20 protein-coding genes are annotated in these 20,833 nt (G+C 66.6%); 8 read left to right on the forward strand and 12 right to left on the reverse strand.

Annotated elements, in window-relative coordinates:
• Positions 1-54: 54 nt before the first annotated feature.
• Together QXZ94_RS27180 and QXZ94_RS27185 are read right to left on the reverse strand one after the other, a co-directional pair.
• Positions 55-762 (reverse strand): SIMPL domain-containing protein, encoded by a 708-nt coding sequence (locus tag QXZ94_RS27180; protein ID WP_409998771.1) that lies wholly within the window; start codon positions 760-762, stop codon positions 55-57.
• A gap of 8 nt (positions 763-770) precedes the next feature.
• Positions 771-1,535 carry a GyrI-like domain-containing protein gene (locus tag QXZ94_RS27185; RefSeq protein WP_315723569.1) on the reverse strand — a complete coding sequence of 255 codons (765 nt, stop codon included), beginning with the start codon at positions 1,533-1,535 and terminating at the stop codon, positions 771-773.
• 171 nt (positions 1,536-1,706) lie between these two features.
• On the opposite strand from QXZ94_RS27185, the gene dapF reads away from it, so the two are divergent.
• Both dapF and mtaB read left to right on the forward strand, forming a co-directional pair.
• Positions 1,707-2,576: a diaminopimelate epimerase gene (dapF, locus tag QXZ94_RS27190; protein WP_315723570.1), complete on the forward strand. Its 870-nt coding sequence runs from the start codon at positions 1,707-1,709 to the stop codon at positions 2,574-2,576.
• The gene (mtaB, locus tag QXZ94_RS27195; RefSeq protein WP_315723572.1) at positions 2,573-3,901 is read left to right on the forward strand and encodes a tRNA (N(6)-L-threonylcarbamoyladenosine(37)-C(2))-methylthiotransferase MtaB; all 1,329 of its coding nucleotides are present in this window, start codon (positions 2,573-2,575) and stop codon (positions 3,899-3,901) included. The genes dapF and mtaB overlap by 4 nt, the downstream gene beginning before the upstream one ends.
• Positions 3,902-4,021: 120 nt before the next feature.
• Here mtaB and QXZ94_RS27200 read toward each other — a convergent pair whose 3' ends face one another.
• Positions 4,022-4,939 carry an RNA pseudouridine synthase gene (locus tag QXZ94_RS27200; protein ID WP_315723574.1) on the reverse strand — a complete coding sequence of 306 codons (918 nt, stop codon included), beginning with the start codon at positions 4,937-4,939 and terminating at the stop codon, positions 4,022-4,024.
• Between the two features lie 59 nt (positions 4,940-4,998).
• On the opposite strand from QXZ94_RS27200, the gene ftsY reads away from it, so the two are divergent.
• Both ftsY and QXZ94_RS27210 read left to right on the forward strand, forming a co-directional pair.
• Positions 4,999-5,946 carry a signal recognition particle-docking protein FtsY gene (ftsY, locus tag QXZ94_RS27205; RefSeq protein ID WP_315723576.1) on the forward strand — a complete coding sequence of 316 codons (948 nt, stop codon included), beginning with the start codon at positions 4,999-5,001 and terminating at the stop codon, positions 5,944-5,946.
• 81 nt (positions 5,947-6,027) lie between these two features.
• Positions 6,028-6,630, forward strand: coding sequence for a septation protein A (locus QXZ94_RS27210; protein WP_315723578.1), 603 nt, complete (start codon positions 6,028-6,030; stop codon positions 6,628-6,630).
• 327 nt (positions 6,631-6,957) lie between these two features.
• Here the strand turns inward: QXZ94_RS27210 and QXZ94_RS27215 are convergent, their stop codons facing one another.
• The 5 genes from QXZ94_RS27215 to ccmA form a co-directional block, all read right to left on the reverse strand.
• Positions 6,958-7,554, reverse strand: coding sequence for a DsbE family thiol:disulfide interchange protein (locus tag QXZ94_RS27215; protein ID WP_315723580.1), 597 nt, complete (start codon positions 7,552-7,554; stop codon positions 6,958-6,960).
• On the reverse strand, positions 7,551-7,730 hold the full coding sequence (gene ccmD, locus QXZ94_RS27220; RefSeq protein ID WP_315723582.1) for a heme exporter protein CcmD: 180 nt from the start codon (positions 7,728-7,730) through the stop codon (positions 7,551-7,553). The genes QXZ94_RS27215 and ccmD overlap by 4 nt, the downstream gene beginning before the upstream one ends.
• Position 7,731: 1 nt before the next feature.
• Positions 7,732-8,508, reverse strand: coding sequence for a heme ABC transporter permease (locus QXZ94_RS27225; protein WP_315723585.1), 777 nt, complete (start codon positions 8,506-8,508; stop codon positions 7,732-7,734).
• Positions 8,509-8,600: 92 nt separating this feature from the next.
• Positions 8,601-9,269, reverse strand: a complete 669-nt coding sequence (ccmB, locus tag QXZ94_RS27230) for a heme exporter protein CcmB (protein ID WP_315723587.1) — start codon at positions 9,267-9,269, stop codon at positions 8,601-8,603.
• Positions 9,270-9,588: 319 nt separating this feature from the next.
• Positions 9,589-10,218 (reverse strand): heme ABC exporter ATP-binding protein CcmA, encoded by a 630-nt coding sequence (ccmA, locus tag QXZ94_RS27235; RefSeq protein ID WP_315723589.1) that lies wholly within the window; start codon positions 10,216-10,218, stop codon positions 9,589-9,591.
• A 223-nt stretch (positions 10,219-10,441) separates the two neighbouring features.
• Between ccmA and acnA the strand changes: the two genes are divergently transcribed.
• From acnA to QXZ94_RS27250, 3 genes are all read left to right on the forward strand, one after another.
• Entirely contained in the window at positions 10,442-13,162 is a 2,721-nt protein-coding gene (gene acnA, locus QXZ94_RS27240; protein WP_315723591.1) for an aconitate hydratase AcnA, read from the forward strand.
• A gap of 189 nt (positions 13,163-13,351) precedes the next feature.
• A complete protein-coding gene (locus tag QXZ94_RS27245; protein ID WP_315726548.1) occupies positions 13,352-14,134 on the forward strand; it encodes a DUF1223 domain-containing protein in 783 nt (260 codons plus the stop codon).
• Between the two features lie 420 nt (positions 14,135-14,554).
• A complete protein-coding gene (locus QXZ94_RS27250) occupies positions 14,555-14,920 on the forward strand; it encodes a DUF2794 domain-containing protein (protein ID WP_315723593.1) in 366 nt (121 codons plus the stop codon).
• Between the two features lie 26 nt (positions 14,921-14,946).
• Here QXZ94_RS27250 and QXZ94_RS27255 read toward each other — a convergent pair whose 3' ends face one another.
• The 4 genes from QXZ94_RS27255 to QXZ94_RS27270 form a co-directional block, all read right to left on the reverse strand.
• A complete protein-coding gene (locus QXZ94_RS27255; protein ID WP_315723595.1) occupies positions 14,947-15,474 on the reverse strand; it encodes a GNAT family N-acetyltransferase in 528 nt (175 codons plus the stop codon).
• A gap of 156 nt (positions 15,475-15,630) precedes the next feature.
• Complete coding sequence (locus tag QXZ94_RS27260; protein WP_172133649.1) at positions 15,631-16,422, reverse strand: Bax inhibitor-1/YccA family protein; 792 nt, start codon at positions 16,420-16,422, stop codon at positions 15,631-15,633.
• 291 nt (positions 16,423-16,713) lie between these two features.
• On the reverse strand, positions 16,714-19,284 hold the full coding sequence (locus QXZ94_RS27265) for an ABC transporter permease (protein ID WP_315723597.1): 2,571 nt from the start codon (positions 19,282-19,284) through the stop codon (positions 16,714-16,716).
• Complete coding sequence (locus QXZ94_RS27270) at positions 19,281-20,018, reverse strand: ABC transporter ATP-binding protein (RefSeq protein ID WP_315723599.1); 738 nt, start codon at positions 20,016-20,018, stop codon at positions 19,281-19,283. The genes QXZ94_RS27265 and QXZ94_RS27270 overlap by 4 nt, the downstream gene beginning before the upstream one ends.
• A gap of 55 nt (positions 20,019-20,073) precedes the next feature.
• On the opposite strand from QXZ94_RS27270, the gene QXZ94_RS27275 reads away from it, so the two are divergent.
• Positions 20,074-20,706 carry an arylesterase gene (locus tag QXZ94_RS27275; RefSeq protein WP_315726550.1) on the forward strand — a complete coding sequence of 211 codons (633 nt, stop codon included), beginning with the start codon at positions 20,074-20,076 and terminating at the stop codon, positions 20,704-20,706.
• The last annotated feature ends 127 nt before the right edge of the window (positions 20,707-20,833 follow it).

Below are 20,833 nucleotides of genomic sequence, written 5' to 3' on the forward strand. Positions count from 1 at the left end.
TGCGCCGTCGGCTCACATTCGCTTGCGAATGCGCCGAGCTCACGTAAGAGCGCCTTACTGCCCCGCCTTGATCGCCCAGGTCACGCTCACCGTCACCGACAGCGTCTCCTCGCCCTGCGCGACCGGGGTCGGCGTGGCAGCCATCGGTGCAGCAAACGTCTTGGCGCGGAACACCGGGGCGGGGGCGCCGTCCTCGGCGATGTTGAGCGGCTGGCCGAGCGTGACGCCGGCGGCCTTGGCGTAGATCTCGGCCTTGCGGCGGGCGTCGGCGACGGCCTTCTCGCGCGCCTGGTCGAGCAGCTTCGAGGGCTCGGCCACGGTGAAATAGATGTTGCCGACATCATTGGCGCCGGCGCCGACCAGCGTGTCGATCACGCTGGCGACATTGCTGACGTCATGCACCTTGATCGTGACGCGGTTCGAGGCGCGATAGCCGGTCACGGCTGGCTGGTTCGGCCGGTTCTGCTGATATTGCGGCTGCAGCGACAGCCGCGAGGTCTGCACATCCTTGTCGGCAATCCCGGCCGCCTTGAGCGCCTGCAGCACCTTCGCCATGGCGGAATTGTTGGCCTCGGCGGCCTCGCGCGCGGTCTTGGCGTCCGACGCCACACCGGCATCGATCTGCGCCAGATCCGGCGGTGCCGACACGCTGGCCTCGCCGCTGACGGTGATCGCCGGCGTATCCTGCCGGGCAATGTCTTCCGCCAAGACCGGCATTGCAGTGCTGGTCGCGATCGCGGCCGCGAGGATCGGTCTCATCATGATGGCGCTCACTTCAGCGGCACGTAGACGTTGATGACGAGCTTGTCCTCGGCGGTCTTCAGCGGATCGGTCATGTACTCCTCGATGAAGGTGTCCTTGGCCTCTAGCCGGCGCTCGTCGAGATGGTTGGTGATCGCCTCGTAGGTGTTGTCCATGTTGTCGTAGGAGCCGCGATGCACGAACTTCAGCGCCTTGCCTTCGGGCGACTGGCCGATGCTCATGCCCTTGCCGAGCGTCTTCGGCTCCTGCTCGACCGGGATCTCGGCGAAGAAGGTGAAGCCGGTGTCGTCGGTCGAGGTGTAGACGATCATGCCGTTGCCGGCCGGCTTGACGCCCTGCTTATCCAAGGTGGTCGACAGCGCCTTGAACGAGTCGATCAGGGTGTCGAAAGCGTTGTCCCAATTGGCGGTGCCCTTCACGAGCACGACTTTCTTGGCCTCGAGCTTGATCTCGTCGCCGAAGGCGTCGGCCGTCTGGGCGGGCGCCGCCGCCGGCGGTGTGGCGGCTGGCGCCTGCGCGGCAGCCGGCGACGATGAGGGCGAAGGGCTGGCGCTGGCGGCCGGCGTCGGGCTGGTCGTGGGCGCCGGACTGGCCGAGGCGGCCGGTGCGGGGGACGCCGTGGGCGCGGGGATCGCGCTCGGGGCCGGCGCGGGCGAGGCTGAGGCCGCCGGAGCCGGGGAGCCCGACGGCGCCTGCGCCCGGGCGATCGGACCGCCCAGCGCCAGCGCGACCGAGCTCACGGCCAGAACGAGGCGGAAAGTGCTGAGATTCATTCGACTATTCTCCAGTGGCCGTGCTGGTTTGCCCGGTTCGTGCCGGCGAATGGACCGGTTCCTAACATGCCGGGCGGCGTGGCGTCCCATGACAGATGCGTCATGTCCCCCTGCGGACTGGTCAAGGCCACGCCTGTGGCCATATAAGACGGACACAATTTGGATATTTTGATGAGCGCGCTCGCCAACCACAGCTTCGTCAAGATGAACGGGATCGGCAACGAGATCGTCGTGCTCGATCTGCGCGACGTGAAGCATGTCGTGACGCCGGACGAGGCGCGCGCGGTTGCATCCCGCGTGCCCTACGACCAGCTGATGGTGCTGCAGCCGCCGCGGCTCGGCGGGACCGAAGCCTTCATCCGCATCTACAACAATGACGGCTCCGAATCCGGCGCCTGCGGCAACGGCATGCGCTGCGTGGTGAGCCAAGTGTTCGGCAAGACCGGCCAGACCAGCGCGACGTTCGAGACGCGTGCCGGGCTGCTGAACTGCTGGCAGGGGCCTGCGCCCGGTCTCTACACGGTCGACATGGGCGTGCCGAAGTTCGGCTGGCAGGACATTCCGCTGGCCGAGGAATTCCGCGACACCCGCTACATCGAGCTGCAGATCGGTCCGATCGATGCGCCGATCCTGCATTCGCCCTCGGTCGTCAACATGGGCAATCCCCATGCCGTGTTCTGGGTCGACAACGACGTCAACTCCTATGACCTCGAGCGCTTCGGGCCGCTCTTGGAAAATCACCCGATTTTCCCGGAGCGCGCCAACATCACGCTCGCGCAGATCGTCGATCGCGACCACATCACGATGCGCACCTGGGAGCGCGGTGCGGGGCTGACCAGGGCTTGCGGCTCGGCGGCCTGCGCCACGGCAGTCGCCGCGGCGCGGCTGAAGCGCGCCAACCGCGTCGTGCAGATGACGCTGCCTGGCGGCGAGCTGACGATCGAGTGGCGCGAGCGCGACGATCACGTGCTGATGACGGGCACGGCGACGTTCGAATTCGAGGGGCGGTTCGAGCCAGACCTGTTCGCCAGCGTCGCATGAGCGTCGACGTCGTCACCTTCGGCTGCCGGCTCAACGCGTTCGAATCCGAGCTGATTGCGCGGCATGCCGAGACGGCGGGCGCGGACGACACCATCGTCATCAACAGCTGCGCCGTCACCAACGAGGCCGTTGCACAGGCACGCCAGTCGATCCGCAAGCTCAAACGCGAGCGCCCCGATGCGCGCATCGTCGTGACCGGGTGCGCGGCGCAGACGCAGGCTGCCATGTTCGCCGCCATGCCCGAGGTCGACCGCGTCATCGGCAATGACGACAAGCTGCAGCCTGCTGCGTGGCGCACCATCACCCAGGCCCTGGCGGCGCCGCGGTTCGGCATCGATGCGTCCGAGAAGATTGCCGTCTCCGACATCATGGCCGTCAAGGAGATGGCGCCGCATCTGGTCGACGGCTTCCAGCACGGCCTGCCGCGCGTGTTCGTGCAGGTGCAGAACGGCTGCGACCACCGCTGCACCTTCTGCATCATCCCGTTCGGCCGCGGCAATTCGCGCTCGGTGCCGATGGGCGCCGTCGTCGATCAGGTGCGGACACTTGCCGAGCGCGGCCATGCCGAGATCGTTCTGACCGGCGTCGATCTGACGAGCTATGGCGCTGACCTGCCGGGCGCGCCCAGGCTCGGTCGGCTGGTGCAACAGATCCTGCGTCACGTGCCGGAGCTGAATAGGTTGCGCATCTCCTCCATCGATTCGATCGAGGCCGATGCCGATCTGCTCGATGCGCTCGCCGACGATGCCCGGCTGATGCCGCATCTGCATCTGTCGCTGCAGGCCGGCGATGACCTGATCCTGAAGCGGATGAAGCGGCGGCATTCCCGCGCCGATGCGATTGCGTTCTGCGACCAGGTGCGGCGGCTGCGGCCGGACATCGCGCTGGGCGCCGATCTGATTGCGGGCTTTCCGACCGAGACCGAGGAGATGTTTTCCCGCTCGCTCGACCTGGTCGAGGAATGCGGTCTGACATTTCTCCACGTGTTTCCCTATTCGCCGCGCCCCGGCACGCCGGCCGCGCGCATGCCGCAGGTGGACGGAGCTATGATCCGGGATCGCGCGCGGCGGCTGCGGGCCGCGGGTGAGGCGGCGTTGCGGCGGCGGCTCGAGGCCGAGATTGGCTGCGCGCGCGAGGTGCTGATCGAGAGCGAGACGCAAGGGCGGACCGAGCATTATCTGCCGGTGGCAGTCAGCGGCGCGGTGCCGGGCACGGTGCAGCGGCTCGCGATCATCGGACATGATGATACGAAGCTGTTAGTCCCACCCTCGGTGTCATCGCGCGGCTTGACCGGGCGATCCAGTACGCCGCGGCCTCTCGGTTGACAACGACTGCCTCTGGAATACTGGATCGCCCGGTCAAGCCGGGCGATGACGGCTAAGGGTGTGGCACGAGCGCTAGGTCTCACTTGCGTTGATGGCGTCTCTCTTGGGTCGATGCGGGACTTACTCCCCATTCCACCCACACAACCGCAGCCGCTCGTGCATGTGCAGCGGCGCCGGCGCGACCACCTGCACCGGCGGCTTGTTCTTCGACAGCGGAATCGAAATCTCCCGCGCATGCAGGTGCAGCCGCGGCTCGCCGAAGCGCGGGCCGTTGCCGTAGATGTTGTCGCCGACGATCGGCCAGCCGGAGGCTGCCGAGTGCACGCGGAGCTGGTGGGTGCGGCCGGTGATGGGTTCCATGGCGAGCCAGGTGAACTTGGTCGCCTTGGCTGAAGCCCCGCTCTCGCCAGCCTCGCGGTCTGCTCCCTCCCGCCTTGTGGGGGAGGGTTGGGGAGGGGGGTGGCTCCGGGCGAGACTGTCTGTGGAGACCCCCACCCCCGACCCCTCAGAGCGAGCTCCGCTCGTCTCGCCCCCGCAAGGCGGAGGGGAGTCGGTGCCGCAAGGAAGAACGGAGTGAGGAGAGAGAGCGGCAGGCGCATACGACCGCCCCAGCACGCGCCATTTCGTCACCGCCGGCTGCCCGTTCGGATCCGGCTTCTGCCACCAGCCGCGTTCCGCATTCAGCTTGCCGAGTGGCAGCTCGATCACGCCTTCGTCAGCCTCCGGGCCGCCCTCGACCACCGCCCAATACGTCTTTGAAATTTTGCCGTGCTTGAACAAAAGCCCGAGAGAGGCCGTTGCCTTGCGATGACGGCCGAGCACCAGACAGCCCGAGGTTTCCTTGTCGAGCCGATGCGCCAGCACCGGGGGACGCGGCAGGCCGAAGCGCAGCGCGTCGAACGAGGCTTCGAGGTTGGGTCCGCCTTTCGGCCCCTTGTGCACGGGAATGCCGGCCGGCTTGTCGATCACCAGCATCAGTCCGTCGCGGTGGAGCACGCGGGCCAGCATCTCCTCGTCGGTCGGTTGGTTAATGTCCATGGAAACCGTAACGCGGCTGTGAGCTTTCGTTTGGAGTTGGAAAGGGCTAACACCACGCCATGAACGATACCACCTCCGAAACACCCAAGCTGTCGTGGTGGCGGCGGCTGTCGGCTGGCCTGAAGCGCACTTCGGGCGCGCTCGGCACGGCCGTGGCCGATCTCGTCACCAAACGCAAGCTCGACCGCGCGATGCTCGATGACATCGAGGACGTGCTGCTGCGGGCCGATCTCGGCACCAGCGTGGCAGCGCGGATTGCGGACGCCGTAGGGACCGGCCGTTACGACAAGGCGATCAGCGCCGACGAGGTCAAGGCGGTGGTCGCGACCGAGGTCGAGAAGGTGCTGTCGCCGGTGGCGAAGCCGCTGGTGGTCGAGGCCGGCCACAAGCCGTTCGTCATCCTCGTGGTCGGCGTCAACGGCTCCGGCAAGACCACCACCATCGGCAAGCTCGCGCAGAAATTCGCCTCCGAAGGCAGGCAGGTGATGCTGGCTGCGGGGGACACGTTTCGCGCCGCCGCTATCGAGCAGCTCAAGGTCTGGGGCGAGCGCACCAGGGCGCCTGTCATTGCGGGCGCCCAAGGCTCCGACTCGGCAAGCCTCGCCTTCACCGCCATCACGGCGGCCAAGGAGCAGGGCCGCGACATCCTGCTGATCGACACCGCCGGCCGGCTGCAGAACAAGGCCGAGCTGATGAACGAGCTCGAGAAGGTGGTGCGTGTCATTCGCAAAGTGGACGAAACGGCTCCGCATGCGGTGCTGCTGGTGCTGGATGCCACCGTGGGACAAAATGCGCTGTCGCAGGTCGAGGCGTTTCATCGTACGGCTGGCGTCACCGGCCTGGTGATGACCAAGCTCGACGGCACGGCGCGCGGCGGCATCCTGGTGGCGCTGTCGGAGAAGTTCAAGCTGCCGGTGCACTTCATCGGCGTCGGCGAAGGCGTCGAGGATCTGCAGCCGTTCGCCGCCAAGGATTTCGCGCGGGCGATTGCCGGCATTGAGGATTGAACTCGCCGCGCGGCTCCGGTTTGCGCTTCCCTCGAAGACGACTGGATCAGCTCCGGCTGATGACAGCCAACAGGACATGGAATGGACAAGACCCAGCCGCATCCGCTGTTCAAGCTGGCCACCGAACTCGGCCCGCTCATCGTCTTCTTCGTCGTCAACGCCAAGTTCAATCTGTTCGCGGCCACCGGCGCCTTCATGGTTGCGATCATCGCGGCGCTGATCGCCTCCTATGTCGTGACGCGGCACGTGCCGCTGATGGCGCTGGTCACCGCCGTCGTCGTGCTCGTGTTCGGCACGCTGACCCTGGTGCTGCACGACGAGACCTTCATCAAGGTCAAGCCGACCATCATCTACGGCCTGTTCGCAGCCGTGCTCGGCGGCGGGCTGCTGTTCAATCGCTCCTTCATCGCGATCATGTTCGATCAGATGTTCAATCTGACATCAGCGGGCTGGCGCATTCTCACCTTCCGCTGGGCGCTGTTCTTCGCCGCCATGGCGGTGCTGAACGAGATCGTCTGGCGCACCCAGACCACCGATTTCTGGGTCGGCTTCAAGGCCTTCGGCGTGCTGCCGCTGACCATGATCTTCGCCATCGCCCAGATGCCGCTGATCAAGCGCTACCACCAGGACCCGGCCTCGCTGGCCGCCAGCGATGCGGCTGAAGGTGATGTGAGCAAGGGGTAGCTGCCCCGAACGCCGTCATTGCGAGGAGCGAAGCGACGAAGCAATCCAGGGCCGCGCGCGAAGCCCCTGGATTGCTTCGCTTCGCTCGCAATGACGAGCAACTAACGGCTTGCCTTGAGCAAACCAGCTCGTGAGAAGTTCCGCTCGCGCCTCATCCTCGCTGTCATCATCCGCGAAAGCGGATGATCCAGTACGCCGCGGCGGTCGTGAGTCTCTCGGACGTCACGGCGTACTGGATCGCCCGGTCAAGCCGGGCGATGACAGCGGGGGGTGGAACGGACAGCTTGCTCGAAATGACGAGCGATTTAGTGGCTCGCAGCCCGCAAACTAACCCCCCGCCTTCAGCGCCTTCTCGATCTCCGGCTTCAGCACCGCATCGATGTTCTGCGCCGTGATCGGGCCGACCAGCTTGTAGACGATGGTGCCCTCGCGCCCCACCACGAAGGTCTCGGGCACGCCGTAGACGCCCCATTCGATGCCGGCGCGGCCGTTGCCGTCGACGCCGACGACGTCATAGGGGTTGCCGTAACGGCCGAGGAAACGGCGGGCGTTGTCGGCGCCGTCCTTGTAGTTGATGCCGATGATCTGGAAGCGCTTGTCTCGGCCGAGATCGACCAGCAGCGGCGCCTCGTCGTGACACGGTACGCACCACGACGCCCAAACGTTGACGATGCTGACCTTGCCCTTGAGCACGGCCGGGTCGAGCCCGGGCACCGGGGAGCCGTCCTTGGCCAGTTCGGGCAGAGCCGGAAGCGGGGTGCTCGGTGCGGGTCGTCCAATCAGTGCGGAGGGAATCCGCGAGGGATCGCCATTGCCGAGCCGGAACCAGAACAGCGCCGCCAGCCCGAGAAACACCGCGAGCGGCAGCAGCATCAACAGCGAGCGCCGACGTGGCGCGGCCTCGGGGGCGGTCTGATCGGTCATGGCATGTCCGTGGCGGCGCGGCCGGAGCGCCGGCTGATGCCGCTGTCCTCGAGCGCGCGCAGTCGCGCCTTCTGGGTGCGGTAGTCGATCGCGATCCAGGCGATCAGCAGCACCACGACCAGGGCCGCGGCGAGATAGGAGGTGGCGATGAAGGAGGTGTAGGGGCCGAGGTCCATCTCAGGCGGCTCCCGCGATCTGGCCGGTCGCGCCGCCGGCCGGCGCGCTGCCGCTGTAGGCCCGCGCCTGCAGCATCTGCAGGCTGCGCACGCGGCGGCGCAGGATCTCGTTGCGCATCGCCGCGACATGCAAGGTGATGAACAGGAACGAGAAGCCGATCGCCATCACCAGCAGCGGAATCAGGAACGACTTGTCGAGCGCCGGCCCGCCCATGCGCATCACCGAAGCCGGCTGGTGCAGCGTGTTCCACCAGTCGACGGAGAACTTGATGATCGGCAGGTTGATGGCGCCGACCAGCGTCAGCACCGCCGCGGCGCGCGCGGCGCGGGTCGGGTCTTCAACGGAGCGCCACAGCGCCATCAGGCCGAGATACATCAGGAACAGGATCAGCACCGAGGTCAGCCGCGCATCCCACTCCCAATAGGTGCCCCACATCGGCCGGCCCCACAGCGAGCCGGTGAGGAGGGCCAGGAAGGTGAAGCTGGCGCCGATCGGGGCGGCAGCCTTCGCCGCGACGTCGGCGAGCGGGTGCCGCCACACCAGCGTGCCCAGCGAGGCGATGCTCATGACGCCCCAGACGAACATCGACAGCCACGCATTGGGCACGTGGATGAACATGATCTTGACGGTCGCGCCCTGCTGGTAGTCGTCCGGCGCCAACGCCGACAGGTACAGGCCGGCGGCCAGCAGCACGACGGTGACCACGGCCAGCCACGGCAAGAGGCGCGCGGCCAGCGCGAGGAATCTGGTGGGATTGGCGAGGTCGATCAGCGACATGAGACCCTTGTTAAAGGCGGAAACGGTTGCAGTCCATCAGCACGGCGCGGCTCGGCAAGAGTTGATCATGGTCAAACCCCGCCGATGTTCCGTTAGTCCAGGCCGTTCCGCAGGCTGGTTGCAGCCGCGAACGGGCCGATCACGAAGCTGACCAGCGAGAGCGCGCAGAGGATCGAGAACGGCGCGCCGAACGGCAGCGGGCCGACGATGGCCGCCTGCGACGCCGCGACGCCGAAGATCAGCACCGGGATCGATAGCGGCAGCACCAGGACGGCGAGCAGCAGGCCGCCGCGGTGCATGGTCACCGCCAGCGCCGCCCCGATCATGCCGATGAAGGTCAGCGCCGGTGTGCCAGCCAATAGTGTCAGCGCAACGGCGCCAGTCGCGGTCGCGTCGAGGTTCAGCAGCAGGCCGAGCACGGGCGTCGCGATCACCAGCGGCAGGCCGGCGGCGAGCCAGTGCGCCAGCGCCTTGGCAGCGCAGGCGAGTTCCAGCGGTGTCCGGCTCATGACGATCAGGTCGAGCGAGCCGTCGTCGTGGTCGGCGGTGAAGAGACGGTCGAGCGTGAGCAGGCTGGACAGCAGGGCGCCGAGCCAGAGAATGGCCGGGCCGAGCCGGGTGAGCAGGGCGAGGTCGGGGCCGACCGCGAACGGCATCAGCACGACCACGGTGAGGAAGAACAGCACGCCGATCAGCGCGCCGCCGCCGATGCGCAGCGCGATCTTGATGTCGCGGCGGATGAGGGCACCGAGGGCGGTCATGCGGGTTGGCTCTGGGATGTCGACGCTGCCCTGCCTAGGTGTGAGGCGCGCTCTCTCCCTGCGCACACCGCTTTCCCTCCCCCCTTGTGGGGGAGGGCTAGGGAGGGGGGTGGCTCCGGGTGAGACTGCCCGTGTGGACCCCCACCCCCGACCCCTCCCCGCAAGGGGGAGGGGAGCCGAGGGGCCGGTGTTTGTCGCAGTTGGTTCTTTGCGAACAAATCAGAGCGCGTCGTGGGGCACCCCCCTCCCTGACCCTCCCCCACAAGGGGGGAGGGAACGGAGAGGGCGGCGGGTGGGATGGTGACGCAGCGAGGGAGGGTCATTGAGCGCCTCCAATCCGCAGCTCAAGCGTATCGATGCCCAGCGGCCCGTGCGTGGCGGCGACGATCAGCCCGCCCCCGGCGAGATGCTCGCGCATCAGCCCCGCGAACATGGTCTGGCCCGCGACGTCGAGCGCGGCGGTCGGCTCGTCGAGCAGCCACAGCAGGCGCGGCACCGCGAGCAGGCGCGCGAGCGACAGCCGGCGGCGCTGGCCGGCGGAGAGGTAGCCGGCCGGCAGGTCGATCGCGTGCGCGATGCCGACGGCGGCGAGGCAATCGGGGATCGGCCTGATCATTCCGCCGCCGAGGAAGTCGGCCCAGAACGTGAGATTCTCGCGCACGCTGAGCGCCGGCTTCAGCGCGTCGCGGTGGCCGAGATAATGCGCCTGCTCCGGCACCGTCAGCTCGCCCTCACCGCCCTCGATGACGATGGTGCCGCCGGCCGGCAGCAGCAGCCCCGCGATCAGCCGCAGCAGCGAGGTCTTGCCCGCGCCGTTGTGCCCGGTCACGGCCAGCGCCTCGCCCGCGCGCGCCTCGAAGGCAAGGCTGGAGAACACCTCGCGGCCGCCGCGCACGCATCTGACGTCTTGTCCGAACAGCCTCGGAGACGGTGGTGAAGACAGCTGCATGGCTCGTCGTGACAGCCCTTACGAAATTGATGGCTAGCGTGTGAGAATTTGTGGGTGATGCCACGCCGGGACTTGATTGTCTCTGTAGCGACGCAGTTAGAAAGCTTCTATAAGCCCGACCTTGATGCAGCACACAATCGCCCGCTGCAAGCCATCCGGCGCCTCGCGCTGACGGTTCGAAAATACCCCCTCGGGGTATACAGATCAATTGGGATTCCCACGCATGACCTCGCTCGACAGCTTCAAGTGTCGCAAGACCCTCAAGGTCGGAACGAAGAGCTACATCTATTACAGCTTGCCCACAGCCGAGAAGAACGGTCTCAAGGACATCTCGAAGCTGCCGTACTCGATGAAGGTGCTGCTCGAGAACCTCTTGCGCAACGAGGACGGCCGCACCGTCACCAAGGACGACATCGTCGCGGTGTCGAAGTGGCTGCGCAAGAAGTCGCTGGAGCATGAGATCGCCTTCCGCCCGGCGCGCGTGCTGATGCAGGATTTCACCGGCGTGCCCGCCGTGGTCGACCTCGCGGCGATGCGCAACGCCATGCAGGCGCTCGGCGGCGATGCCGAGAAGATCAACCCGCTGGTCCCGGTCGACCTCGTCATCGACCACTCGGTGATCGTGAACTACTTCGGTGACAACAAGGCGTTCGGCAAGAACGTCGCCGAGGAGTACAAGCAGAACCAGGAGCGCTACGAATTCCTGAAGTGGGGCCAGAAGGCGTTCTCGAACTTCTCCGTCGTGCCGCCCGGCACCGGCATCTGCCACCAGGTCAACCTCGAATATCTGGCGCAGACGGTCTGGACCAAGAAGGAGAAGATGACGGTCGGCCGCACCAAGGGCACCTTCGAGGTCGCCTATCCGGATTCGCTGGTCGGCACCGATTCGCACACCACCATGGTCAACGGTCTCGCCGTGCTCGGCTGGGGCGTCGGCGGCATCGAGGCCGAGGCCTGCATGCTCGGCCAGCCACTGTCGATGCTGCTGCCTGACGTCGTCGGCTTCAAGCTGACCGGTGCGCTCAAGGAAGGCGTCACCGCGACCGACCTCGTGCTGACCGTCACCCAGATGCTGCGCAAGCTCGGCGTCGTCGGCAAGTTCGTCGAGTTCTTCGGCCCCGGCCTCGACCATCTCTCGGTCGCCGACAAGTCGACCATCGCCAACATGGCCCCGGAATACGGCGCGACCTGCGGCTTCTTCCCCGTGGACACCGCGACCATCGACTATCTCAAGACGTCCGGCCGCAAGGGTCCGCGCGTCGCGCTGGTCGAAGCCTATGCCAAGGCGCAGGGCCTGTTCCGCACCGCCAAGTCGCCGGATCCGGTGTTCACGGAGACGCTGAACCTCGATCTCGGCGATGTCGTGCCGTCGATGGCCGGTCCGAAGCGTCCCGAGGGCCGCATCGCGCTCCCCGCGGTGGCCGAAGGTTTCGCGACCGCGCTGGCCGGCGAATACAAGAAGCCGGACGCCGCGGAGCAGCGCTTCCCGGTCGAGGGCAAGGATTTCGACATCGGCCATGGCGACGTCGTCATCGCCGCGATCACCTCATGCACCAACACCTCGAACCCGAGCGTGCTGATCGGCGCCGGCCTGTTGGCCCGCAACGCCGCGGCCAAGGGCCTCAAGGCCAAGCCGTGGGTGAAGACATCGCTGGCTCCGGGTAGCCAGGTGGTTGCCGAATACCTCGCGAACTCCGGCCTGCAGAAGGACCTCGACAAGGTCGGCTTCAACCTGGTCGGCTTCGGCTGCACCACCTGCATCGGCAATTCGGGTCCGCTGCCGGAGGAGATCTCGAAGTCGATCAACGACAATGGCGTCGTCGCAGCGGCGGTGCTGTCGGGCAACCGCAACTTCGAAGGCCGCGTCTCGCCGGACGTGCAGGCCAACTACCTGGCCTCGCCGCCGCTGGTCGTCGCCTACGCGCTGGCGGGCACCGTGACCAAGGACCTCGCTGTCGAGCCGATCGGGATCGGCAAGGACAAGAAGCCGGTCTACCTGAAGGACATCTGGCCGACGACCAAGGAAGTCAATGACTTCGTCAAGAAGTTCGTGAAGGCCTCGATCTTCAAGAAGCGCTACGCCGACGTGTTCAAGGGCGACACCAACTGGCGCAAGATCAAGACCGTCGAGAGCGAGACCTATCGCTGGAACATGTCGTCGACCTACGTGCAGAACCCGCCGTATTTCGAGGGCATGAAGAAGGAGCCTGAGCCGATCAAGGACATCGTCGAGGCTCGCGTGCTGGCGCTGTTCGGCGACAAGATCACCACCGACCACATCTCGCCGGCCGGTTCGATCAAGCTGACCTCGCCCGCCGGCAAGTTCCTCAGCGAGCATCAGGTCCGGCCGGCCGATTTCAACCAGTACGGCACCCGCCGCGGCAATCACGAGATCATGATGCGCGGCACCTTCGCCAACATCCGCATCAAGAACTTCATGCTCAAGGGCGCCGACGGCAACATCCCCGAGGGCGGCCTGACCAAGCACTGGCCCGACGGCGAGCAGATGTCGATCTACGACGCCGCCATGAAGTACCAGGAAGAGGGCGTGCCGCTGGTGGTGTTCGCCGGCGCCGAATACGGCAACGGCTCGTCGCGCGACTGGGCCGCCAAAGGTACCCGGCTGCTCGGCGTTCGCGCCGTGATCTGCCAGAGCTTCGAGCGCATCCACCGCTCGAACCTGGTCGGCATGGGCGTGCTGCCGCTCACTTTCCAGGAGGGCACGTCGTGGTCCTCGCTCGGCCTGAAGGGTGACGAGAAGGTCACCATCAAGGGTCTCCAAGGTGATCTCAAGCCGCGCCAGACCCTGACCGCCGAGATCATCTCGGCCAACGGTGCGGCGCAGCAGGTGCCGCTGCTCTGCCGGATCGATACGCTGGACGAGCTGGACTACTACCGGAACGGCGGTATCCTGCACTACGTGCTGCGCAAGCTGGCTGCTTAACCAAAGCGCGATGCGACAGTTTGGCTCACTCTGAAGTGAGTAGCGGGTGATGAAGGAGGCGGCCTATGACAAAGGCCGCCTCCTTTGCATTTTCGGTTTGTTAACTACGAGGACGGCATCGCGGATATGGTGATGCGCTAGGGCGCAGCGGACGGTGGTCCAGACGGGACAGTGGCGATGAGTGGACAGATGACGTGGTGGTCGCGCGCGGCGCTGGGTGTCTGTGCGGTCATCGCTTTCGTCCGGCCGGCGGCTGCTGATCCGCGTGCGGTGATCGAACTATTCACGTCGCAGGGCTGCTCATCCTGCCCGCCCGCCGACAAGTTGCTCGGCGACCTCGCCCGCGACCCCTCCGTCATCGCCCTGTCCCTGCCGATCGATTATTGGGATTATCTGGGCTGGAAGGACACCCTGGCAGACTCGCGGTTTACGGCGCGGCAGCGGGCCTATTCGCGAGCTCGCGGGGATCGTGAGGTCTACACCCCGCAGGCCGTGGTGAATGGCTCGCTGCATGTGATCGGCAGCGATCGCGACGCGATCGAAGGCGCCATCGAGGAGACTGCTCGGGGCGGTGCCGTGATGTCGGTCCCGGTCAGCCTGTCGATCGAAGGCCAGGAGCTGACGGTGTCGGTGGCCGCGGCGGACCAGCATGCGGCGCGCAAGCACGGCGAGGTCTGGGTGTGCTCGATCGCGCGCGTCGTTCCGATCCAGGTCGCGCGCGGCGAGAACGGCGGCCGGGAGCTGACCTATTACAACGTCGTTCGCGGTGTGATGAAGCTGGGCGACTGGAATGGCTCGTCGGCGAGCTGGAGCGTGCCGCTGGAGAAGATCGTCCGCGAGGGCGTCGACGGTGCCGTCGTCTATGTGCAGGATGGCAGCCGCGACCGGCCAGGCCTGATGCTCGGCGCGGCCCATTCAGACCTGCCATTGGTCAGCCGAGCCGCCGCAACGGTGCGCGCTCCCGAGCGCTGAGCCCGCTCGCCGCTCCTCTCATCTCCCGCTGCTCTGCGGCTCGTCCGCGGCGTCGTCCCGATGGGCGCGTCGCAAGATCCCTGCGCAAGCTCTCGCCCAAAAAGCAAAAGGACCAACTTGCGTTGGCCCTTTGCCTTACTTGTGAATAGACCCGATCCTGACGACCCCGGGGGGCTGGGGGCTGAGGAATCCGGAACCGAAAGGACCGGGCCAACGCACACGAATCTTATGCCTAACGTCGGGGGCAGTCCCTGGGCGGAAACGCGGCGCGATTATGATTCCGCTAACGATCCCGTGACGCTTGCGTGTTCGGGGAACTCGCGTGCGAGCCGGATGCTGCCAAGTTCGATAATGAAAACCGCCCCTTGCGGCTTCCGCCGGTTGGCGCGATCATGTCACACAGATGACAGGAGGACGCTCATGAACCTCACCCCGGAGGACGCCGATCCCAGCGAGAACCGCGCGGCGGCGCGCAATGCGGCCGCAGCGCCTAACCGGGTGACGTTCGATCGTCTCGAGCTGAACCGCATCCTCAATCTCTACGGCCGGATGGTCGCCGACGGCGAGTGGCGCGACTACTCGATCGATTTCCTGCGCGACCGCGCCGTGTTCTCGGTCTTCCGCCGCGCCTCCGAGGTGCCGCTGTACCGAATCGAGAAGGATCCGCGGCTGGCGCGCAAGCAGGGCATGTACAGCGTGATCTCGGCCACCGGCCTGATCCTGCGCCGCGGCCACGAGCTGGAGCGCGTGCTGCTGGTGATCGCGCCGAAGCCGGCGCTGGTCTGAGCCGGCGCCCACGCTAGCCGCGCCGTTTATGCCGGGATGTTGCTGCTGCCCGGTCCAAGCGCTCGCTGCATCATGACGGTATCCAGCCAACGGCCGAATTTCAGGCCGACGCTCGGATGGGTGCCGATCATCTCGAAGCCGCAGGCGGTATGCAGCCCGACCGAGCCGGCATTGGCGGAGTCGCCGATGACCGCGATCATCTGCCGAAATCCTCGCTCCTCGCAGGCTGCGATCAGCGTCCGCATCAGCCGCATCCCGATGCCGCGGCGCTGGCTGGCGGGGGCGAGATACACAGAGTTCTCGACCGTGAAGCGATAGGCGGGCCGCGGCCGGTAAGGGCCAGCATAGGCGTAGCCCACGATCTGCCCATCCAGCAGGGCAGCGAAGTAAGGGAAGCCGCCGTCGCTGAGCGTCCGGAAGCGGCGGGTCATCTCCGCAAGGTCGGGCGCGTCGAGCTCGAAGGTGGCCGTGCCCTCGCGGACGGCCTGGCCGTAGATGGCGGTGATGGCGGGAAGGTCGGCCTCCTGGGTGGGCCGGATCTCGATGTCGGACATGGGTGGAACAATACCAGGGCGAAGCGGCCGATCAACATCGTCGCGGCATGGCTGCCGTTCCCGGCGCGCGGCATGCTCTCAGCCGCCTCGACAAACGAAAAGCCCCGGCGCTGAGGCCGGGGCTTTGGTTGATCGCTCGTCTTGCGAGCAATCGGATCAGTCGCGCTGTCCGAGCAGCTGCAGCAGCAGCGTGAACAGGTTGATGAAGTTCAGGTACAGCGACAGGGCTCCGGTGATCGCTGCGCGCTCGGCGACGTCGCCGCCCGCGGAGGCGTAGCCGTAGATGTACTCGTTCTTCAGGCGCTGCGTGTCCCAGGCGGTCAGGCCGGCGAACACGAACACGCCGATCACCGACACGATGAACTGCAGCATCGAGCTCGCCAGGAAAAGGTTCACGAGGCTCGCCAGCACGATGCCGATCAGGCCCATGAACAGGAACGAACCCATGCCCGTCATGTCACGCTTGGTCGTGTAGCCGTACAGGCTGAGCGCACCGAACGTCGCCGCGGTGATGAAGAACACCCGCACGATCGAGGTGTGGGTGTACACCAGGAAGATCGACGACAGCGAGATGCCCATCAAGGCCGAGAACACCCAGAACAGGATCTGTGCGGTCGACGGCGCGAGGCGGTTGATGCCAGCGGAGATGGCGAACACCATGACCAGGGGGGCCAGGATGAACAGCCACTTCAGCGGGCTCACGAACATCGCGTAGCCGAACTGCGTCAGATAGGCGTTGCCGATCTTGGATACGCCGGCCGCCGGATCGCCGGTCACCGACGCCATGTAGACGCCGAGCGCCGCGAGGCCGGTGATGGCCAGGCCGATGCTCATGTAATTGTAGATGCGCAGCATGTAGGCGCGCAGACCGGCGTCGACGGTCGCGGCATCGGCGCGCCCGGCCACCCGGCCAAAGGGTGAAGCATAGTTGCGGTCTAGGTCCGACATGGTCGAATTCCCGTTGGTTGCCCGGCAGTCCGATCCTGGCAGGACCTTTAGCCGGTTCTCGAAAAACCCTATCTCATACCCGCTACCATCGATATTAAATTTGCGTCATCGGCAAATTCGCCATCTTTAGGCGGGTCTCTTGGCGGCTCTCTGAGCCCGATACTTAAATGGGAAACTAGCATAATCGCTGCAAGCTTCCACGCGCGGCTGAATGTCGCTCCGCACGCGTTTGCGCCGTGAAAAACCCGTTAACCGTGCGGCATGAGCGCGCAATTCCCCGCGCGCAATTCCTCAAAGGTTCCTAAGAACCGTTGCCGGCTTCTGGTTGAGCGCCAACAGCGTCCCGGCGAGACCGAGGCCCACGGTCACCACCAGCGCCGCGAGCACGACCAGCGCGGCGCTGCCGGCCTGCCAGGCGAAGCTCAAGGTCATCAGCCGGGTCACGATCAGCCAGGCGGAGATGGAGCCCGCGATCACGCCGAACGCCGCGGTGGCAAAACCGATCATCAGATATTCGAGCGCGTAGGCGCCGAGCAGCCGCAGCCGGGTGGCGCCCAGCGTCTTCAGGATGACCGCATCGTAGACCCGGTGGCGGTGGCCGGCAGCCAGCGCCCCGCCCAGCACCAGGATGGCCGAGATCAGCGTCACCGCGCTGGCGCCGCGGATCGCGAGCGCGAGGTTGGACACGACCGAGCCGACCGTCTCCATCACCTCGCGGACGCGCACGCTCGTCACCATCGGGAAGGCGTCGGCCACCTTGCGAATGACGCGGGCGTCCTCCACGGCGTCGGAGTGCGCCTCGGTCAGGGTGGCGACGTGGGTGTGGGGCGCGCCCTTGAAGGCGTTCGGGGAGAACACCAGCACGAAATTGATGCCCAGCCCCTGCCAGTCGATCGTGCGCATGTTGCCGATCCGCGCCGCGATGTCGCGTCCGAGCACGTTGACGACGATGTCGTCGCCGAGCTTGAGGCCCAGACCATCGGCGATCCGCTTCTCGATCGAGACCAGCGGCGGGCCGCTGTAATTCTCGCCCCACCATTCGCCCTCGACCACCTTGGAGCCCTTCGGGATCTCGCCGGTGTAGGTCAAGCCGCGGTCGCTCTGCAGTACCCATTCGGTGTCGTGTGTCGCGTTGAGATCCTCGGCGCGAACGCCGCGGGCGGAGACGATGCGCCCGCGCAGCATCGGTACGTTGTCGACCGTAGATTGCGGCGCCAGACCTTTGAGGAAGTCGCGGAAGCGGTCGGCCTCGCCTGAGGGCACGTCGATGAAGAAGAATGACGGCGCCTGCTCCGGCAGCTGCGCCAGGAATTGCCGCCGCAGATTGCCGTCGATCTGGGTGATCGTGACCAGCACCGCCAGTCCCAATCCCAGCGACAGCACCACTGACGGCGTCAGCGCGCCCGGGCGATAGATGTTGCTGACCGCGAGCCGGAGCATCGGGAAACGGCTGCGCGGCAGCCCGCGCGCCATCGCCATCACCCCGGCGGCAATGCCCCGCAGCAGCACGAACACCAAAGCGGCCGCGACCACGAACACGGCGGCGATGCGCTTGTCGTAGGACAGGCCGATGACGACGGCGATCAGCAGCACCACGGTGGCCGAAATCAAAGCCAGATAGCTCCAGCGCGGCCGGTGCCATTCGGCAATCACCGCCTCGCGGAACAGCGCGGCCACAGGCACGTCACGCACCCGCCCGAGCGGCCACAGACCGAACGCCAGGGCGGTCAGCAGGCCGTAGAGGAAGGACAGCGCCAGCTCGTCCGGGTGCACCGCCGGGATCACCGGCAGCGGCAGGATCTTGCCGAACAGCCCGACGATGGCGAAGGGCAGGGCGGCGCCGGCGCAGAGTCCGATGATCGAACCGATCGTGGCGAGCACCATCACCTGCACCAGATAGATGCCGAACACATCGCGGCTGGTGGCGCCGAGCGCCTTGAACGCCGCGATGACTTCAGTGCGGCGGTCGACATGGCTCTTGACCGCATTGGCGACGCCGACACCGCCGACCAGCAGCGCGGCAAGGCCGACCAGGGTCAGGAACTGGGTGAAGCGGCCGATCGTCCGCTCCAGCTGTGGCGAGGCATTGCTGCGGCTGCGGATCTCCCAGCCGGCCGAGGGCAGCGTCAGGCGCGTATCGGCGATGAAGGAGGCCGCGGCGCGATCGTCGGTGGCATTGTCGGGCAGCCGGACCCGGTAGGTCCAGCGCACCAGGCTGCCGGGCTGCAGCAGCGGCGTGGCTCGCAGGCCCGCTTCGCTGACCAGGAAGCGCGGCCCGAGGCCGATGCCGCCGGACAGCTTGTCCGGCTCGGCAGCAAGCGCGCTGCGGATCTGGAAACGCACGGTGTCGATGCTGACGATGTCGCCGATCTTCAGGTCCAGCCGTGCCAGCAGCGCCGGGTCGGCGGCCGCGCCGAACGCGCCGTCGCGCTCGGCCAGGATGTCGCCGAGCGGCAGGTCGGGCTGGAGCTCGGCCTTGCCGAGCAGCGGGTAGGCGTTGTCGACGGCCTTGAGCTCGACCAGCGCCAGCTTGGCGTCGCTGGCGCGCACCATGGCCCGCAAGGTGGCCGCAACCGAGACTTGGCCGCGCGAGCGGAGGAATGCGACCTCCTCGGGCTTGGCCTCGCGCTGAAACAGCGAGAACGCCACGTCGCCCCCGAGCAGGGTACGGCCCTCGCGCACCAATCCGTCATTGAGGCTTGCCGCCACCGAGCCGACGCCGGCGATGGCCAGCACGCCGAGCGCGATGCAGGCGATGAAGACGTAGAAGCCGCGCAGTCCGCCGCGCAGCTCGCGCAAGGCGTAGCGCACCGGCAGAGCCGCCATGCGCCGGCCGGAGATCGGTTCCGCCATCGTGCTCATGCGTCGGCAGGCTCGTGCGTGCCGCCGTCGGCCTCGATCCGCCCCGAGCGCAGCCGCACGACGCGATCGCAGCGATGCGCAAGGCCGCTGTCGTGGGTCACCAGCACCAGCGTCATGCCGCGTTCGGCATGCTTGGTGAACAGCAGGTCGACGATCTGCCGCCCGGTGGTCTCGTCGAGATTGCCGGTCGGCTCGTCCGCGACCAGGATCGCCGGATCTGGCGCGAGGGCGCGGGCCAGTGCCACCCGCTGCTGCTCGCCGCCGGACAGCTGGGTCGGATAGTGGTTCAGCCGGTGGCCGAGGCCGACCTGCTCGAGCTCGCGGGCGGCACGCTCGGCGGCGCCGGAATGGCCGGCCAATTCCAGCGGCACCGCCACGTTCTCCAGCGCGGTCATGGTCGGGATCAGATGAAAGGACTGGAAGACGATGCCGACTTGGCGGCCGCGGAACCGGGCCAGGGCGTCCTCGTCCAGGGCATTGAAAGCGGTGCCGCCGACCACCACCTCACCGCTGTCAGGACGTTCCAACCCCGCCATCACCATCAGCAGCGTGGACTTCCCCGATCCAGAGGGGCCGATCAGGCCGATCGTCTCGCCCTGTCCCACCCGCAGGCTGATGTCCTTGAGGATGTGAACCCGCGCCGCGCCGGTGCCGAGCGAGAGGTTGACGTTGGAGATGGTAATGGTGTCCGGCGCTGTGCCGGCCAAACGCGAGGTTTCGATGAGACTGTCCATGGCTCGGTCATATGGCAACTCCGCAAGCCGGGTCGAGGGGCGCGGACGCATCTTCGTGCACATACTCGTGTTGATGCTCGCCTTGATGACAGTCGGACCCGCCTTCGCCGGCTCTGACCCCGCCAAGCCGATCAAGCTCGTCGTGCTCGGCGACTCCTTGAGCGCCGGGCTCGGCCTGTCCGCGTCGGATGCGTTTCCGGCCAAGCTGCAAAAGGCATTGAATGACAAGGGGCTGAAGGTCGACATGACCAATGCCGGGGTGTCCGGCGACACCTCCTCCGGCGGCCGCGACCGGCTCGACTGGTCAGTGGCCGACGGCACCGAGGCGGTCATCGTCGAGCTCGGCGCCAATGATGCGCTGCGCGGCATCGACCCTGCCGTCACCCGCAAGGCGCTGACCGAGATCGTGACCAAGCTGAAGGCGCGCGGCATCGCCGTGATGTTGTGCGGCATGCTGGCGCCGCCGAATTACGGCAGCGACTATGCCGCCAAGTTCAATGCGATCTATCCCGATCTCGCCAAGGAATTCGGCGTGCCGCTGTACCCTTTCTTCCTGGACGGCGTCGCCGCCGACGCCAAGCTCAATCAAGCGGACGGCATCCATCCCACCGCTGCGGGCGTCGACATCATCGTCGCCCGGATGCTGCCTATGGTCGAAGCATTCCTGCGTCCGCTTCGTGGGCAATGACGGAACGAAGCCGTCGGCCGGACATTTGCGATAACCTTAAGGACCGGGTTTTCCGCAGGTTTTCACGGCGTTAACGCTGCGTCCGTCGCGGAGTCATATAAGTTCGGTAGGAATGTTGCATTGGCGA

Origin of the sequence: Bradyrhizobium sp. SZCCHNS2022 (assembly GCF_032377575.1) — a bacterium.
In the GTDB taxonomy this organism is placed as follows: domain Bacteria; phylum Pseudomonadota; class Alphaproteobacteria; order Rhizobiales; family Xanthobacteraceae; genus Bradyrhizobium; species Bradyrhizobium aeschynomenes.